Below are 16,271 nucleotides of genomic sequence, written 5' to 3' on the forward strand. Positions count from 1 at the left end.
AATTCACTATGGTTTAACCGGAAAGTATTGAACCAATAGGGAGTGTCTCTATATTGGGAAGTGTAGCCTTAGTGGAGGTGAAGTATTATGATTTGGGATACTCTCGAACGTGTAAATAAACTTCGCAAGGAAGCAATGGAGGATCCAGAATTCTTGGATTCAGCAAAAATGCATGAGGAATGGCTTTTGAGCGAAACTCATAATCAACCGAATAAAGGAGCCAAAGAAAAGAAACCGAAAAAACTGTCTGATATCTATGAGAATACAGACTTTACTATCAACCCAACCGGAACGAAACATTAACAATGAGTAACTGTGACACGGCTGAGGCTCCTAACCCGAAAGCTAAGTATCAACGACACACACCAGCCTTTAGCCACCAATAAAAAAGCCACTTTCAACGAATCGAAAGTGGCTTTTTCTTTTCTAGTCAGTGCTCCAATTTAATGAGTCTAAAACTAGCTATTAATCAGGCTTAATCCGCTTGGTAGTGCATCGCCAAACACGCGCTTAGATTCGCTCTCGGACAGCTCAGTTACTTCGCTAACCAGCGTTAACCAAGACTCTGGCACCTTACTTTGTTTAAGCTTCTCAATCACTTGATTGCGATAGTCATCAGAGATATCAAATTGACGGTCACCGGTTTTACGACAAATCATCACCGCTGCAAAGGCGATCATCTGTTCTTTATGCCAGTTCTGTTCAAGTAGCTTCGGTAACCACTGCTCAGCTTGTTCTCTAGGAATCACACTGTGTTGGCTACCATACAAAGGTGTTCTTGAAGCCAATCGACCTAGCGCCCACCAGTGAGCTTGTTCAAATTGGTTATGGTTAATCGCTTTGCTCAAGAACCAACTTGCCAACAATACTTTGTCTTCCACCTCTAGTTGCTCAAGTGACGCGGCTAAACGCACCATAGCTTCATAACCGTTGTCTTGCGCATCTTTAGCTGTTTTAGGGTTCTTCATAGCCCCTGGGTGAAGGTACTTAGCGATGTCAGCTAAGATGCTCTCTTGCTGCTCTTGGTTTAAACCTCCTGCCACGCGACGCCAGAATACCCACCAGTCTGTCCAACCTTGATGGTTCTTGAACTGAATGTTCTGTTGGTAAAGCCCCCAAATCTGCTCAATACGCCATGAGTCAGTTGGGTCGCCAAAGCCTGGGCGTAGCGAGTAACCAGCCAAACGTAGCCAGTTCTTCTCGTGTGCTTCTGAGCGGCGACGACGCTTACGACCTAATGAGAAGGTATCAAACAGGTGACGAAGGGTCGTGAAGTCCCATTCGTCACGTTTACCTAGTCGTTTCTCAAGGTCTTTAGATAGTGTTTTGATCTCTTTCGATTCAGCGCTCTTCTTGTTGCCGCTGTACAGGCGCGAAATCAATTCCTTACACTCATCCAATCTTGGATGAAGTTTAGAGTCGTCGGATTCATCGCCTTGCTTGTTTCTGACTTCGAACTCAAGCAACCAACGCTTAGTGTCATCTTCCGTACTCACACACTCCATTTTCAATGTGCCGACTTCGGTTAATTGACAAGCGAGCAATACTTCAACGCGCTCCTTTTGGTTGGCTTGAAGCTCTGCTGTACCTGAACCTTCCAGCGTTGAGATGTAAGGCGGAAGAGGGGAGAACAAGTCGGCATCCACATTGACCATCACACCGTTTTGAATAGCGGTATCGTGAGCTATTTGATCGTGTGTTGAAGTCAGCAGGTTAAAACGAACCGGCTCGCCTAGCGTTAGCGAGAAACGACGGCTGTTCAAACGGATTTCTTGGCCTTCTTCGGTACCTTTGGCAAGCAAACAAAGCGCTTTACCCATCTTATTCTTCTCTTGCAGATGCAAGAAGTAAGAACGAGCAGCACCGCCACCGATTTTTAGTTGTGCACCACGGCGTGCTTTACCAAAAGCAACCGCACCAAGGGCAACAGACCAATCCGGGTGAGGGTTATCTAATACTGTGATTGGAGCGCCGTTCCAGTTACCTAGGAGCTGAGTAATTCGCTCTGTTACCAGTTCACTGTTGAACACACCACCGTTAAGCAGCACACCGACAGGGATAGCAGGCTTGGTGTCATCGAATTGAACAGCATCTGAATTTTCTAGCGCAGCCTTAGACACTTGTTGATGTGTGGTAAGGAATTCTGCAACGTGTTTACTGACCGCAGGATCGGCAACGTAAGGCAGGCCGAATTCAACCACGGCGCTGCGACGTTTGTCTGGTGTTTCCGTAAATTCTGAAAGCGGGAAGAAGCCTTCCAATGCGATTTGATGAACTTCTTGTTTGGTTAAACCAATACTCTTAGTGCCACCTAATAGCTTCGAACCGCTACCCAGCATAGTGATCTTCACGTCATCGGGTGCATTGGCAGAAAGCAGGCTCTCTTTTGCAGCGCGAGTTTGTTGAATCAGTTTGGTTAGGCTAGAGGCATTCAGCTTCTTATTTTGGTTGAAGCGCTGCTCGGCTAGGTGAGCGAGGGCTAAATCGAGGTTATCACCACCGAGCATCAAGTGTTCGCCGACACCGATACGGTCGAGTGCTAGCTCGCTATGACCTTGTTTGTCCGCAGCGAATTTGGCTTCAATTAAGCTCAAGTCGGTAGTACCACCGCCGACATCACACACTAAGATCAATGGGATCTGTTGAAGTTCTTCCGCCGCCGTTTGTTGGTGACGCGCATACCAGTCATAACAAACCGCTTGTGGCTCTTCGAGTAATAGAATCTTACCTAAGCCAGCAAGTTCTGCGGCTTCAAGTGTCAGCTTACGAGCTGTCTCATCGAATGATGCAGGAACAGTAACCACAACATCTTGATCTTCAAGTTTGTTGCTTGGGTTACGGTAGTTCCATGCTTGGCGAATGTGATTCAGGTAGCTCGCACTCGCGACAACCGGCGATACTTTATCGACATCAGCTGCGCCTGCCCAAGGGAGAATATCGGAGTTACGGTCAACCGCTTGGTGCGATAACCAACTCTTCGCACTTGATACTTGGCGGCCTTCAACCTTAGCGCCCAATTCACGCGCCCATTCACCGACGATAACATTTTTGATATCGCCTTCAACTGGGCTTGGTTCCCACGGCATCGTCAGGTCAGAAGGGGAGATTTGACCTTGTGCTGGGTGGTAACGAAATGATGGAAGTAGAGGCTTGCGAACCACTTCACCGGGGCCGATGAGTTGGTCAATATCGAAAAGAGAAACGGGAGCATGTTGTAGGTCGTCGTTGATTTCACAGTAAGCGACAACCGTATTCGTTGTGCCTAAGTCAATGCCGACTAAAAAACGAGGAGTTGCCATACAAAACCTTATTCTTCCAGAGTGATGACCAGTTTGTTTATAGATTTGGTCTTATTGTTGTTATTCGTATATGTCGTTCCTGAGAAACAGGTAGGACTGGGTTGGAACGGTATTGATAAAATAACGGCACCCGCTAAGGTGCCGTTGATTCATTATGCTTCTTCGTTTGAGTCGTTGTTCGAATCTTCACGAACGTCGAACTCAACGTGCCATTTCTGACCGTTGTCAGTGGCAATTGCTTCTAGGTATAGAGTACCAAGCTCAGTAACGCGAGAAGCCAAAGTAACCGGAACCACTTCACCTTCGCGACGGCCTTCAGAAACAGGCAGTGTCACTTGGATTTCAGGAAGCTCGTCTAGCTCTTCTGGCGCCCAGTGATCAAGGTGCGTACCGGCTTCATCTTCACGACGAGTTGTTGAACCGAAGAATTGGAAGTGAACAGGCTGCCCAATCACTAGACCGAACTCTTGGCTAGGTACTTGAACGCTTGAACCTTCTTCCATACCAAACGGTGCAACACATAGTGCTTCCATTGGAGGAGCCATACCTGGGATTGCTGGCATTGCGCTCTCGATTCCTACGTAGTAAGAAGATGCAATACCGCCACGGATACGAACGCCTTGACCACGACGCACTGCGCCGTAGTAAGAAGCACCACTTGCAACCGCAAGATCTAGATCTAAGCCTGAAAGTTGTTTCGCAAATTCAGCGTCAGCATTGATCAACCACTCGTTGATTGTGTCTGAAAGACGATCAGCAAGTAGGCTAGATTTTAGAACACCACCGTTGAACAAGATTGCTGTTGGCTTGATGAAATCAGCCGCTGGCGCTTCTGTACCAGGCATACCGGGCATGTTTGCAAACGGGTTGAAATCTTGTTGAGCAGTTTCACTATTTCCAGAAAGCGCGTTCGCTTGCTTAGAAAGGAATGCAGCAATGTGACGAGTGATACCTGCGTCTTGAGCGTAAGGCAGACCCATTTGAGTCAGTGCGCCACGTGTCTTTTGTACTGGGTGCTCTGTCACAGCCACTTTAGGGAAGAAGCCATCAACCAATGTCTGTTGTACTTCTTGCTGAGTCAGTTCTGTTTTCAGCGTCGCGCCAAGCAGTTTAGAACCACGGCTAGGTACTACGATTGGTACAGATTGCAGTTCAGCATCGTTTAACAGTGCTTCTTTTGCATCACGACAAGCATGTGTCATCGCTTGAACTTGCCAAGGTGCTAGTTCTTTGCCGTCTTGCGCCAGTTTCATCTTCAAGCGGTAAGCCAACGCCAAATCCATGTTGTCGCCGCCCAGTAGGATATGTTCACCTACTGCGATACGGTTTAGGCTTAGGTTGCCGTCGTCTTGAGTTACTTCAACTAACGAAAGGTCGGTAGTACCACCACCGATATCAACAACAAGCACGATGTCGCCAACGTCTACTTCGTCACGCCATTTGTCGTCGCTGTTATCGATCCAGCTGTACAACGCTGCTTGAGGCTCTTCTAAAAGCGTAAGGTGAGTGAAACCAACATTACGCGCAGCTTCTGCTGTTAGGTCACGAGCAGCAGGATCAAACGAAGCCGGAACCGTGATCGTAACATCTTGGTCTGCCAGTTTTTGTTCTGGATTAGCGTGGTTCCATGCGTCTTTAAGGTGCTCAAGGTACAGCTCAGTCGTTTTAAGAGGAGATACCTTTTCCACTTCTTCTGGGCTACCTGCAGGGAGGAATGCATCGCGACGGTTTACACCACCATGGCATAGCCAAGATTTAGCACTTGCTACCAAACGGATAGGGGTTTTAGAACCAAGGTTACGCGCAATTGCACCAACTAGAGCTTTAGGCTCAGAAGACCAAGGAAGAACGCGAGAGCCCGCATTCATTTCGTGTTCGTGAGGCTGGTATAGGAACGAGCCAAGTTGGCTGCGAGTTTCTACTGTACCTGGTGCCGTCAGTTGAGGGATTGGCATCACCTCAACACGAGCGTCTTCATTGGTTGTGTCGATGAAAGACAAAACGCAGTGTGTGGTACCTAAATCGATACCAACACTGAACTTAGGTGCCTGATGTTGCTCTTGAGAAGATAGTTCTTGTGAATGCTCTTGAGCTGAATGACTTTGGTGTTCCATTATAGCTCCACCTCTGCTGGGGCAATCACAGATGCATCGTAGTTCTCAGCAAGCTTTGGCAGGTTCATATCAGTTGCTTTCCAACCTTTGTGAACCAGTGTACCGTTGAATGGTGCATTGCCCGTTACGTTGCCTGTTAGGCGAATTTCTTGTGGGTTGAAGCCTTCTGCGACAGTGATACGAGTTTCTTCATCTTCGTTGCGGATGTGAGAAAGCGTAACGTAATCTGCTAATACTTTTTGGCCGCCAGTGTGAATAACACGTGCCGCTGCGCCCACTTCTTCATCAGAAAATGACGTTAGGTCTTCTTTTAGGAAGTCGATTAAGCGTGCTTCTTGCTGCATGATAGACAGTAATTGCATTGCTGAATCAGTCGGTGCGGTTGCTAGCTTAGATTCAACTTCTACTACTTTTTCGATAACACGTTCAACTTCGACAACTTTCTCTACTTCGACAATTTTCTCAACTGGCTTTTCAACTTCAACGATCTTTTCTACTGGTTTTTCTACGATTTTCTCAACCACTTTGGATTTACGAGAAACAGCAATTAGCAGTAGTAAAACGCTTGATGCAGTTAGGCCTGCGTGAAGCATATCAAACGTTTGTGGAATTAGGTTCAAATCAACGATCATAGTGATTTCTCTTTAAAATTGATTTAACGGTATATTCGTCGGTTTAAAGGAATATACAGATTGGAAAGAAACTCAGTGGCACGAAGCCGAAATGGTCACTTTCAAGCTATAAATATGGATGGATACTAGCATATTCAAGGCCTAAGAGTGGTATTTAATGTTTTTAATCAAGTGGGTTTTTGGCGTGTTAGCTTGAAATTTAGTCGAGATTCGTTCGATTATTGGCCGTCGATGTAAGGGTTCGGTAAACAATGCCTATTTTATGTCATTTTTAAAACCAAACTTAAATGGAGCATGATTCCCTTCCGTTATATACTTTTAACTCATCAGAGCCTATTTGGAAGCCACATGCCTCACACCACCGACCCACTAACAGGGTTGAAGAGACGAACTCTCCCATTGGTCGTATTTTCGGTCAGTTTTTTGATTACTGTGTTGTGTTTTATATTAGTCGCACTCAACCAAAACCGCGCGCTAAATATGAACCTGGATAGCTTTGCTACCCATCAGACACTGAGCTTGGAAGCGTTTATCGGCAATGATGTGGCTTATATCGGCTCTGGGGCTAATTTTTTCTATTCTAACGAACCTGAAAACTGGGATAAATTTGATCGTTTTGCTCAGCAAACTATAAACGGCTCAAAAAGCTTAATCGGCTTGCAGTGGATGCAAAAAGTGCCAGCAGACGAGATTGCCGAACACACTGCTAAGATGAAAGAAAAATACCCATCTTACCAACTGTTCACTATTCCAAAACACGAAGCAAAGTCCTTTGGTTACATTTTAGATGGCGAGCCAGCGTTCATTGCTAGTGACCTCTACCCCAATACTGAAGCTAACGACAGCGTTCTGGGTTTCTACTCCTCTCGTGAGCGATTCAAGCGTATCTTAGAAAACATCAAACAGACGCGTAAAGCCAACATTTCAGACAAAGTTCGCTTGCTTCAAGACGGCTTAGACCAAAGTACTCCAAAGACAGGTATGCTGGTTTATCATCCAGTGTTTGAAGGTGAAAGCGACAATCTACTTGGCGTTGTCATTGGTGTGGTTCGCACGACTTATTACTTTGAAAACCTACTCGCTTCTGCTGTGGGTGACATGGATGTCTACATTCGTGTTACCGATACGGGTTTCGAAGCAGAAGATTCCCCAATCCTGTTTGAAACCAAGGGTTATGAGGCCGTTTCTGGCCACCACATAACAAAGACGATTGAATTGACTAACCGAGACTGGAAGATCGATTACAAGATAGATTCCTGCATCTCTTTTTATGGTTATTTGGTATTAACCGGAATTGCTTTGGTGGGGACAACCATCTCTTTGTTGTTGGCGTATATCGTTAACATGCAAATCCGAGAGAAAGAGCGTTTGTATCAAATGTTGGATAAAAGAACAGCAGAACTGCGTTTTCTAGCCAACCATGACAGCCTGACCGAGGTTTATAACCGACGTGCTTTCAATAAGATGTTAGATAAAGCGATACAGCGCAATGAACCCTTTAGTCTTATTGGATTTGATGTCGATAAGTTCAAAGGTATTAACGACCAATTCGGCCATCCTGCGGGAGACGCCTTACTCGTCCATGTCATCAAGCTGATTTCAGTGAGCTTGAAAGAGGGTGATAACCTGTTTCGTTTAGGTGGAGACGAGTTCTGTATCATTTCAAGTATTACAAACCATGAAGCGCTAGACCGATACTTACAATGTATTTTAAGCACAGTCAGTCACTCTCATTGTGAGCATAAAGGTCGACAGCTAAGTTGTACTTTGAGCATTGGTGCTGCCATTCATGCTAACGAAAATACGGAAGAGATTCTGCAAAAAACAGACAGTATGCTCTATCAAAGTAAGTCGAATGGCCGAAATCGAGTGACAATTGCAGGCTAAATGAGCACTTGATACAACTAGGGTCGAGTTCTGTATTGGGCTCATGTACAATTTCACGAAATTTTTGACGAGAGAATTAGGCGACGTATGAATCACAATCGAGTGGTGTGTTTCGATTTGGAAATGTGCTGTTGGAGCGAAGACGGTGTGGGTACAACAGGGGAGATCATTGAAGTTGGTCTTGCTGAGATTGATCTAGCATCCGGAACTATCGTGAAGCGAGCACAATACTACGTTAAGCCAGAGAAAGACGAAGTCTCTCTATTCTGTGCCGAGTTAACGGGCATTACACCTCGTAAAATCGAAAAGCAGGGTCGTCCGCTAGAATCAGTCATCAAATCGATGATCAAGAATTTTGGTGGTCCAAACAAGATCTATGCTGCGTGGGGACGTGATGACCTGATTTTACACAAAGAGTGTCAAGAGAAAGGCATTGAACCTCCGTTTAGCGAGTTCATCAATATTGCAACGCTTTATCGAGTTCAGAATCGATTGAAAGACAAACGCATTGGTCACCGCGCCGCTCAAGAAGCGAAAAATATTGAGTGGGAAGGGCGTCAACACTCGGGTTATGTTGATGCTTACAACTTGGCAAAGCTTGCACTAACGATGTTGTAGTTGTTTGCAATAAACGGGTGCTTGGTAAAACTTGAAACCCGCCTGATTCTTGTGAGTTATTCAAATTAAGAGCCACCTACTTATTAGGTGGCTTTTTTGTGTCTGGAATTCAGGAGGAACCTCGATCAAAAAACTCATTTCAACGAGTGGTTTATCAATAGTGAATGGCTACATCGCTTATTTTACGAATTAAGAATATCCGTTTGAAATTTAGCTTTTTAATTAATATTAAATCGCAGGTTGCAGCCTTGATTGGGCAGGGGTAGATGATAGCGTTAGCTCACCCAAAACAAGGAGAATAGGATGAACAACATTATTAAATATGGATTGGCACTGGGGGCGCTAAGCGTGAGTGCGTTGGTTTCGGCACAACCCGTTGTATTGATAAACACTTTTTCAGTCGAGCCAGCCCATGAAGCCGCGACTTTAGCGTATTGGGAAAGCGCAAGAGGCGTATTAGAGAAGCAACCTGGATATCTTTCGACCAAATTGCACCGCTCTTTAAGCTCTGATGCGACATATCGCTTCATCAATGTTGCTGAATGGGAAAGCAAGAAGCAATTCCATGATGCGATACAAGTGATGAGAAAAGAGCTACCACCTTTAAAAATTGAAGGGGTTTCTGCTGACCCTAACTTGTATGAAATTGTTCGCGACTAATTAGGAAACCACATAATGAAAACCACTCTAGGAACCTTTTTAGCTATTTTTAGCTTTCTATCTTCCGCCATTCTATTTTCTAGTTATAGCCATGCTGCGGCATACGGTGTGTCAGTAGCTTGGAAAACTGATGATGCTCAAGCGGTATTTGAGGCAATGCCTCATCAACAAAAAGCATTTGCGAACTTAGTTGATGCGGGTTTGGTCCACGATATGTTCGTATCAGAAAGCTTTATCGGAGATAAAAAATTTCCGATCATCAAGTTTGTGATTGAAGCGGATAGTGAACAGCACGTTCGAGAGTTAATTGGTAACTTACCGTTCCAATTTAAAGAGCTTGTCGAGGTGACTGAAATCAGAGACATCGGTAATAAGTGGTTAAACACTGACGTTGCTTTCAAAAATTACGCAGTGGAACTTGCTTGGAAAGAGCCTGAGAATCAATTCATTGTCGATGAGATTATCAGCCAAGATTTGCAAATGGTTGTCGACTGGAGTGCTCAAGGCGTGATTACTTCTGCTTACTTAAAACATCAAGAAATAGCACAAGAGCAGCCAAATCAAAAAGCAATGATCAGACCAATCTACTCAATGGCAATACTCGCTAAAAACGAAGAACAAGCACGCGAAGTTGCCAATCAGTTAAATGCAGTAAAGTTAGGCTTTGCTGAAGTCATGGTCAGTGAACTGGGCTTTAAGCTAGAGCTATAGAAAATGACAACGATAGAAGATGAAAGTTATAGAAAAACAGAGTTATCGATATCATTTGATGTAACTTCCGTTTCTCTAGGCCTTGTTAGCTGTTTTTAAGAGCTAGGCTTTGTATTTAGGTGAGTGAGTCTGCATGACTGACTCACCTTATTACTATTTTATCTTGTTACTTGCTGAGCTTATATTGGGCTTAATTATTGGCTAAACTAATCACCAATTTTCTATGTGTGGTTTGACATTAGCTCGACCAAACAAACACCTTTTGATGACCTTTTATTTATGAACACCTCGCCGAAATGAACGCCAGTAGCCCTGAAAAAATCATCTTAGACGCTTCGGGTATCGAGATGATTGATAACACACTCTTTGATTCTAATTTAAACAAGCAGGTCGCCTTGTCTCCCTCAGAAGCTTTGATTCTTGAGTTCTTAGTGAAGAACAGCCCCAAAGCTGTTGGTCGAGATTTTTTACTTGAGCATTGTTGGCCGGGCAGAGTGGTTACGGGCAGTTCGCTTAACGTCGCAGTGAAGAACATTCGCACAGCATTAAGTTCATTTGAGTGTGATTGCAAAATCCTAACAGTGCAAAAGGAAGGGTACAGTTTTAGCAGACCTCAACAGCTTGGTGGATACTTATCAGCACCTATTTCGGCTATTCAAGTTGAAGAATCTCGATATGAAGAACCTCAAGTTGAAAACCTTACCGAGACCTCTGCTTCAAAGCTCTCGAGTACTGAATGTGTCGACAATCAAGATGAGTCTGTCTTGGCTAAGCAACCGGGGTCATGCAAACAACGTCAGGTACTGTACTTTATCGCTCGTCACCAATCTCGTATCGCCGGAATTTTAGTCAGCGCGTTTCTTCTCGTGCTGTTCTATCAGTTTGCGTTTTTTATGGATAAGACTAACTATCGCGGCGTAGCTGTTTATCACGATAGTTTAAATTTTGATCAAGCGCTCTTAACTGAGCTAAATACCGTGTCAGAACTCGGTGTTGATTCGCTTTACCTACATCGCATTGGAGTTGGGTGTCAGAATATTCAAGCCGTTGCTTTGATAAACGGGCGTTGGAAAGAGATTAGCCACCAGTTTAAATCACTCTCTTGTGATGACGACAATGACGATGAGCGAGGATAAGCAGTATGAATCGTCAGTTTTGGGTCCCCATCTTATTAACGATTTTTGTGATTCTAAATGTCGGCTTAATTTCTGGGCTCGCAACCAAAAGTACTTATAAATTTACCGCAGAATACCCGATGATAGGCTGGGAGAAAATCTCACTTCGATTGGAAAATGGTCGAGTTAAAATGCAGTACATTGGCTACGATATGGATGGAAATATCGCTCAAACCAAGCAAATGTTTGGTGTGTTTTTACGCTGGGGGAATCACTACTACCTTTATCAATTGGACCAAGAGCAGGCCCAAGATAAACAGACATTCAATATCAAGCACTTATACATTCAGCAAACCCAAGGCAAGCGCAGTGTACTGGTATCGAATCAGCGCGGTCTTTATGTGACTAAAAAGGGCGCGCCATTAGAGCTTAAAGGCATCATGCATGGCGATCGATTACGCTGATGCTGAGGCTTTAAGTGAACAGAGAACCTTTGGTTAGCTTTTTCCGAGGACGTTAAGTTTGGTCTTAATAAAATCACTGTGGTCGACGTATAGCAATTCTGCTGTTTTACGGATCACTGAGTCTTCGATAGGGTCAATTTCCCCGTCTGCATGCGCCACTTCCCACATCGCTTTGATTAAGTCGATTCGCACTGGTTGAGATAGGTCTCTAAGTTGCGATGTAAAGTCATACAGCGATACTGATTGCTCTACTTTCGGTTCTGCTTGCTCTAGCAGCACTTTTGCTTGTTCTTCATCTAAATCCAGTAAGCGTTGAAGAAGCTGTAGCTTAGCGATTCTTTCTGATTCATTGATCTGATGGTCAGCTCCTGCAACTTCACACAACAAACTCGCGATGGCGATATTAGGTGATGTGCCTTGGTTTTTACTTAGGTCCTGGCCTTCAATCAATTGTTTAAACATTGATGTTAGAGAATTGAACATAACGAGCTCCAGTTAAAATTTGTATCGGGTTCCGTAACGCGGATAGTTATAACTATTGGGCCTACAGAGTGTGATCGCAAGCGCCTTTACTAAAAACTGACATTACGGATACGCGAGCAATAAGGAGCACTTTATCAATCTGGTTCAGGGAAACGGGTAATTTTACCGTCGCCACTGAGTGTCGTGATCGATTGCGGTTTCCCTTTGGCGTCTAGCCTCAATTCACCAATCGCACTGCGGTTTGAAAGGCGATAAAAGGTTTGATTGTCGGGGCTGCGTTTTTCTATTCTTAGGCGTTTTCGCTTTGTGAAATAGTTAAGAACCGAGCGTGGGCTATACAGCAGCCGGTCCCACACATCGCAGAACTTAAGCAGCGGTGCAGGGAACTGATTTTTAATACCACTACAGGTAATCTGGTAGATATTCGGACTGTTTCGGCGATATCTAAGCTTTATATCGTAAGCAAACGAATAGTGAACATCACCAGAAAGTACCACGAAGTTGGTTGGTGTTTTGGTATGGGTAAAGATACTAATAAGCGTATTGGCACTGCCTGGGTGTGCCATCCAGTTTTCAGCATCAATCACCAATGGCTTACCTATTGTCGTTGCCATCTTTTGCAGCGTTTCAATAAACTTCACACCAAACATAGGTGCAGCAGAAACAATCACTACTTTCTCTTGGTGCAGCAATTGATGTTGAAACTCTATCAGGGCTTCCCAGTCCATTAAACCTGAAGGTTTATTCATGCGAGACTCTGAACGCCAACGACGGGTTCGAGTATCCAACACAATGACCTTGGGTGAAGTATCTATCGTGTAATGCCACTCTTCAAAGCGGCTCAGCATCTCAATGAAGGCTTGATGCTTGTCTGGCTCTATTTGGCTAATAGAGTGAGTAGTCGCGACATCACCAGTTTCACTGTTTGTTTGTGTAAGATTGTTCGTTTGTTCAACATTATGCGTTTGTTTAACATTATGGGTTTGTTTAGCAACGCACGGTTGATCGACAAAAAGCTGTTTTGCTTGCTTGATGAACGCTTCGTTAAAGCTTTCCGGTTTGTTACCCCAGCCTTGGCACATCCAGTAGGCGGCAAGGCCATTACCAATAACTTGAGTGGCGAACTGGTTTTGGTCGACAGCGTATTCCCAGCCCACTGTAAGGTTCCAGTCATCAGTGACATCATGATCATCGAAGATCATGTACGTTGGAATGTGAGCAAACAGGCGCTGAACTTGCGGTAGACCAGCAATGAAATCATTGATGATGACACTTTCATCGCGCCACTGTTGCTGTTCCGTCGGTGTTAATTGGCGTCCACCTTGAGTGAAGTTGTTCTCAACCAAACGCTCTCGATTTACGCATTGCCACAGTGTCGGAGACCAAACTAGAAAATACATCGCAATGAATTCAGACAGTGTGACTAAGTGGTTTTCACAATCGGTAGAGCTAAAAATCGGTACTCTGCGATTCGGAAAGAACTTATCGAGCATCGATTCTGAAGTCGAGTGGTGTGGTAAGTATTGATGACGCTGATATAAGTGATACTCACTGCTATACAGAGCGTCACTGCTGTTGATTTGCTTAATTTGTGAATCTGTCGGTAGGCTCTCACCAACAAGACCAAGCAGTTGAATCACTTGCTGAATAGCATCAAGCGTTGGGCCTGCTACATGGTCAGCGTAGATTTGATCGCCGCTCATCATCAGCATGTCGGGTCTTTCTTCGACAGCTTGATCAGCAACCTTGTTATCTGCCGCGACTAGGCTGTCTTTACTTGGATGATGGGGGTTACGGCAAGAGCCATGCAGAATGTAGTCAGCCGATGTCGAAATCTTAAATTCAACACGAGATTTACCGTTGTAAACAAGATGAGGAGCCAGTGTCACCAGCGAGCCTGACTCTGTGTGAATATCATATTCAAGTGGCGTATTGGTTGGAAACTCGCCTTGCAAGCGTATCAGCGTCACCCACGCATGTGTACCGACTTGAATCGAATCATGCTCTTCAAGCGATGAGGTATAAAACGGTTGACCTAGTTTTACGTTCGCATGCTCAGTCTCGTGAGTTAGACCAGCTTCGCTAAGATCTTTTTCACGGATATACAGTTCAGCTCTGCCTGTGAGAGGTGAACTGGTGGCTAACCAAAGTACCACTTCTGTAGCGGTGGTTTTTCTTAAAATGGGTCCGGCGAGTAACAGGGGAAGAGATGATGTCGTAGAGGGTTTCAATACGGTACCTAAAATCGTTGGTGGCTAATCGTCGTGGAGTTCTTGTGTTTCTGGCTTGTTAGTTTGAGCCTTACAGGTTTCAAGCTCTGGTGCTTCAAGTTCTGCTATGTCAGGCTCTGTTGTTCTTTGCTCTGCCATCTCTGCTTCAGAGCCTGTCATTTCCTGTCCAGTTTCTTCAAACTCTGGCATTTCAGACTCTGTTGCTTCTAGAACTTCGATAACTTCCGAGCTAGAAAGTTCATGACCCATTAGAAATATTGCCAATAACGCGTCGGCTTTAGTTTTAGTATCGGAGGGATCGTCTAACACTTGTTCAAGCTTTTCTCGGATCATCGCAATTTCGTGCTCAACAAAGCCACGGCCTTCGTCGTCCCCTTGGTTTTCTTCGGGGGCATTATCGAACTCCATAAACAGCAACTCACCGTCTAACTTTGTGTTAACCAGTCGCTCTGGCAACCATTCTTCACCCATAACGATATCTGGGTCGGAATCACTGGGTAAGTGGTCTATAATGTTTTGTAATTCTGAGACTTTCACAATACTTTCATTTAACCGAGAATATTCTACATTGTAACGGTCAATGCCGAGCAAACCTAAAAATAGTTAGCCGTCATGGTTAATAAATGTCTATTCAGTAACACAATATTTATTACAAAGAGTAATTACATAAGAATGAAGCTCAAATATTTACCGACTTTCACTTCTTCAGGAGTGGCTTTACTAGGTAGCGCTTTCCTAAGTACTAGTGTCTGGGCCGCTGAAGAGCAAGAGTGGGGCATCGCTGCAATGTTCCGTACTGCGAGCATCCCTTATGACACGTCTGGTGGTGACCAATCGGTTAGCTCATTCGTACCGATGCTGTTTTTCAAGAACGACTATGTATTCATTGATGGTACCGAAATGGGGGCATACCTCTATCAAACCGACGATGAAAAGTGGTCCTTCAACGCTATTTCTCGTATGCGCTTTATTGATATTCCCGCTTCTGAACAGAACGCAATTGAAGGCGATACCGCCGATTTTGGTGCTCAGTTAACGTATCAACTGGACGAACAATGGGCCGTCGAAACAGAGTTCATGAGCGACAGTGAGTACAACTTCCACGGCAACTTACGTGCGAAAGCTAAGTATGAAACCGGTGATTGGGAGTTTTCCCCAAGTGCGACACTGCGTTACAAAAGTGCGGACTTCAACAGTGAGTACTATTCAGCATCCGATGAAACCATTGGTGCCGGTGTTGATCTGAATGTGGGTGTAGAAGCGCGTTACCATGTGATTTCAAATTTATACTTATTGGGTTCAACCAGTGTGACTCGATTAGATGATAACGCTTACGATTCATCGATTGTTGAAGACCGTTATCAAGGCGAGCTATACCTTGGCTTTGGCTTCTTTAACGATAAAGAGAAAGCGCCGAAACCTAAGTTGAGCAATGCGCCATACTTACGTGTTGCACATGGTTGGGCGACGCCATCCAATATTGGCGACATCATGAAGTTCAACTCAGAGAAAGACGAATACAACAACCAGTTGACCTCTTTCTTCTATGGACACCCGTTAACCGATGAGATTTTTGGCTTCCCATTGGATATCTATTTGACTCCAGGTATCGCGCATCATTGGAGTTCAGACGTTCAATCAAGCAGCACCGAATACATTATCGCAATCAAAGCGTACTACACCTTTGATTGGCCAACCCAGTGGCGTGTTGGTGTGGCAGAAGGTATGTCTTATATCGATTCGATTACGTATATCGAAGGCTCTGAGATGGAGCGTAAAGGTTACACAGCAAGCCACCTGTTGAACTATTTAGACTTCTCATTCGATGTGAACGTGGGTGATTTGATTGGTAAGAGTGACCTGAACAATTTATGGTTCGGTTATTCATTGCACCACCGTTCTGCGATCTTCGAAAATGCGTCCCAGTTTGGACGAATCAAAGGCGGCAGTAACTACAACACGGTTTACTTCCAGTATGAGTTCTAAGCGCAGCGTTTAACTGTGGTTGTTACGGTTTTCAGCGGTAGCTTTTAGCCGTAGCTTACTAAGCACAACTT

General features: G+C 44.6%; 14 protein-coding genes. 8 read left to right on the forward strand and 6 right to left on the reverse strand.

Annotation, left to right across the window (positions count from 1 at the left end; genetic code table 11):
* The first annotated feature begins 87 nt into the window (after positions 1 to 87).
* Positions 88 to 303, forward strand: a complete 216-nt coding sequence (locus OCV56_RS06280; RefSeq protein WP_086713132.1) for a hypothetical protein — start codon at positions 88 to 90, stop codon at positions 301 to 303.
* Positions 304 to 458: 155 nt separating this feature from the next.
* On the opposite strand, the gene OCV56_RS06285 is transcribed toward OCV56_RS06280, so the two are convergent.
* The 3 genes from OCV56_RS06285 to OCV56_RS06295 all read right to left on the reverse strand — a co-directional run bounded on the left by OCV56_RS06285 (position 459) and on the right by OCV56_RS06295 (position 6,045).
* Positions 459 to 3,299 (reverse strand): Hsp70 family protein, encoded by a 2,841-nt coding sequence (locus tag OCV56_RS06285; RefSeq protein ID WP_086713133.1) that lies wholly within the window; start codon positions 3,297 to 3,299, stop codon positions 459 to 461.
* 152 nt (positions 3,300 to 3,451) lie between these two features.
* On the reverse strand, positions 3,452 to 5,413 hold the full coding sequence (locus OCV56_RS06290; RefSeq protein WP_086713134.1) for an Hsp70 family protein: 1,962 nt from the start codon (positions 5,411 to 5,413) through the stop codon (positions 3,452 to 3,454).
* A complete protein-coding gene (locus OCV56_RS06295) occupies positions 5,413 to 6,045 on the reverse strand; it encodes a DUF2760 domain-containing protein (protein ID WP_086713135.1) in 633 nt (210 codons plus the stop codon). Before OCV56_RS06295 ends, OCV56_RS06290 begins: the two co-directional genes overlap by 1 nt.
* Positions 6,046 to 6,393: 348 nt before the next feature.
* Between OCV56_RS06295 and OCV56_RS06300 the strand changes: the two genes are divergently transcribed.
* From OCV56_RS06300 to OCV56_RS06325, 6 genes are all read left to right on the forward strand, one after another.
* The gene (locus OCV56_RS06300) at positions 6,394 to 7,932 is read left to right on the forward strand and encodes a sensor domain-containing diguanylate cyclase (protein WP_086713136.1); all 1,539 of its coding nucleotides are present in this window, start codon (positions 6,394 to 6,396) and stop codon (positions 7,930 to 7,932) included.
* Between the two features lie 87 nt (positions 7,933 to 8,019).
* On the forward strand, positions 8,020 to 8,550 hold the full coding sequence (locus tag OCV56_RS06305) for a 3'-5' exonuclease (protein ID WP_086713137.1): 531 nt from the start codon (positions 8,020 to 8,022) through the stop codon (positions 8,548 to 8,550).
* Between the two features lie 303 nt (positions 8,551 to 8,853).
* The gene (locus OCV56_RS06310) at positions 8,854 to 9,210 is read left to right on the forward strand and encodes an antibiotic biosynthesis monooxygenase family protein (protein ID WP_086713138.1); all 357 of its coding nucleotides are present in this window, start codon (positions 8,854 to 8,856) and stop codon (positions 9,208 to 9,210) included.
* 15 nt (positions 9,211 to 9,225) lie between these two features.
* On the forward strand, positions 9,226 to 9,921 hold the full coding sequence (locus tag OCV56_RS06315; protein WP_086713139.1) for a hypothetical protein: 696 nt from the start codon (positions 9,226 to 9,228) through the stop codon (positions 9,919 to 9,921).
* 431 nt (positions 9,922 to 10,352) lie between these two features.
* On the forward strand, positions 10,353 to 11,057 hold the full coding sequence (locus OCV56_RS06320; protein ID WP_315973289.1) for a winged helix-turn-helix domain-containing protein: 705 nt from the start codon (positions 10,353 to 10,355) through the stop codon (positions 11,055 to 11,057).
* A 5-nt stretch (positions 11,058 to 11,062) separates the two neighbouring features.
* Entirely contained in the window at positions 11,063 to 11,500 is a 438-nt protein-coding gene (locus tag OCV56_RS06325) for a hypothetical protein (RefSeq protein ID WP_086713141.1), read from the forward strand.
* A gap of 33 nt (positions 11,501 to 11,533) precedes the next feature.
* On the opposite strand, the gene OCV56_RS06330 is transcribed toward OCV56_RS06325, so the two are convergent.
* The 3 genes from OCV56_RS06330 to OCV56_RS06340 all read right to left on the reverse strand — a co-directional run bounded on the left by OCV56_RS06330 (position 11,534) and on the right by OCV56_RS06340 (position 14,805).
* Entirely contained in the window at positions 11,534 to 11,983 is a 450-nt protein-coding gene (locus OCV56_RS06330) for a tellurite resistance TerB family protein (RefSeq protein ID WP_086713142.1), read from the reverse strand.
* Positions 11,984 to 12,117: 134 nt separating this feature from the next.
* A complete protein-coding gene (locus tag OCV56_RS06335; RefSeq protein WP_086713143.1) occupies positions 12,118 to 14,214 on the reverse strand; it encodes a metallophosphoesterase family protein in 2,097 nt (698 codons plus the stop codon).
* 24 nt (positions 14,215 to 14,238) lie between these two features.
* Positions 14,239 to 14,805 (reverse strand): VC1380 family protein, encoded by a 567-nt coding sequence (locus tag OCV56_RS06340; RefSeq protein WP_086713144.1) that lies wholly within the window; start codon positions 14,803 to 14,805, stop codon positions 14,239 to 14,241.
* Positions 14,806 to 14,886: 81 nt separating this feature from the next.
* Between OCV56_RS06340 and OCV56_RS06345 the strand changes: the two genes are divergently transcribed.
* On the forward strand, positions 14,887 to 16,200 hold the full coding sequence (locus OCV56_RS06345; RefSeq protein WP_086713145.1) for a MipA/OmpV family protein: 1,314 nt from the start codon (positions 14,887 to 14,889) through the stop codon (positions 16,198 to 16,200).
* Positions 16,201 to 16,271: the final 71 nt, after the last annotated feature.

Origin of the sequence: Vibrio gigantis (assembly GCF_024347515.1) — a bacterium.
GTDB classification, from domain to species: Bacteria; Pseudomonadota; Gammaproteobacteria; order Enterobacterales; family Vibrionaceae; genus Vibrio; species Vibrio gigantis.

Coding starts and splice junctions, on each gene's coding strand:
- OCV56_RS06280 (WP_086713132.1), top strand. CDS start 88: ATGATTTGGGATACTCTCGAACGTGTAAATAAACTTCGCAAGGAAGCA.
- OCV56_RS06285 (WP_086713133.1), bottom strand. CDS start 3,299: ATGGCAACTCCTCGTTTTTTAGTCGGCATTGACTTAGGCACAACGAAT.
- OCV56_RS06290 (WP_086713134.1), bottom strand. CDS start 5,413: ATGGAACACCAAAGTCATTCAGCTCAAGAGCATTCACAAGAACTATCT.
- OCV56_RS06295 (WP_086713135.1), bottom strand. CDS start 6,045: ATGATCGTTGATTTGAACCTAATTCCACAAACGTTTGATATGCTTCAC.
- OCV56_RS06300 (WP_086713136.1), top strand. CDS start 6,394: ATGCCTCACACCACCGACCCACTAACAGGGTTGAAGAGACGAACTCTC.
- OCV56_RS06305 (WP_086713137.1), top strand. CDS start 8,020: ATGAATCACAATCGAGTGGTGTGTTTCGATTTGGAAATGTGCTGTTGG.
- OCV56_RS06310 (WP_086713138.1), top strand. CDS start 8,854: ATGAACAACATTATTAAATATGGATTGGCACTGGGGGCGCTAAGCGTG.
- OCV56_RS06315 (WP_086713139.1), top strand. CDS start 9,226: ATGAAAACCACTCTAGGAACCTTTTTAGCTATTTTTAGCTTTCTATCT.
- OCV56_RS06325 (WP_086713141.1), top strand. CDS start 11,063: ATGAATCGTCAGTTTTGGGTCCCCATCTTATTAACGATTTTTGTGATT.
- OCV56_RS06330 (WP_086713142.1), bottom strand. CDS start 11,983: ATGTTCAATTCTCTAACATCAATGTTTAAACAATTGATTGAAGGCCAG.
- OCV56_RS06345 (WP_086713145.1), top strand. CDS start 14,887: ATGAAGCTCAAATATTTACCGACTTTCACTTCTTCAGGAGTGGCTTTA.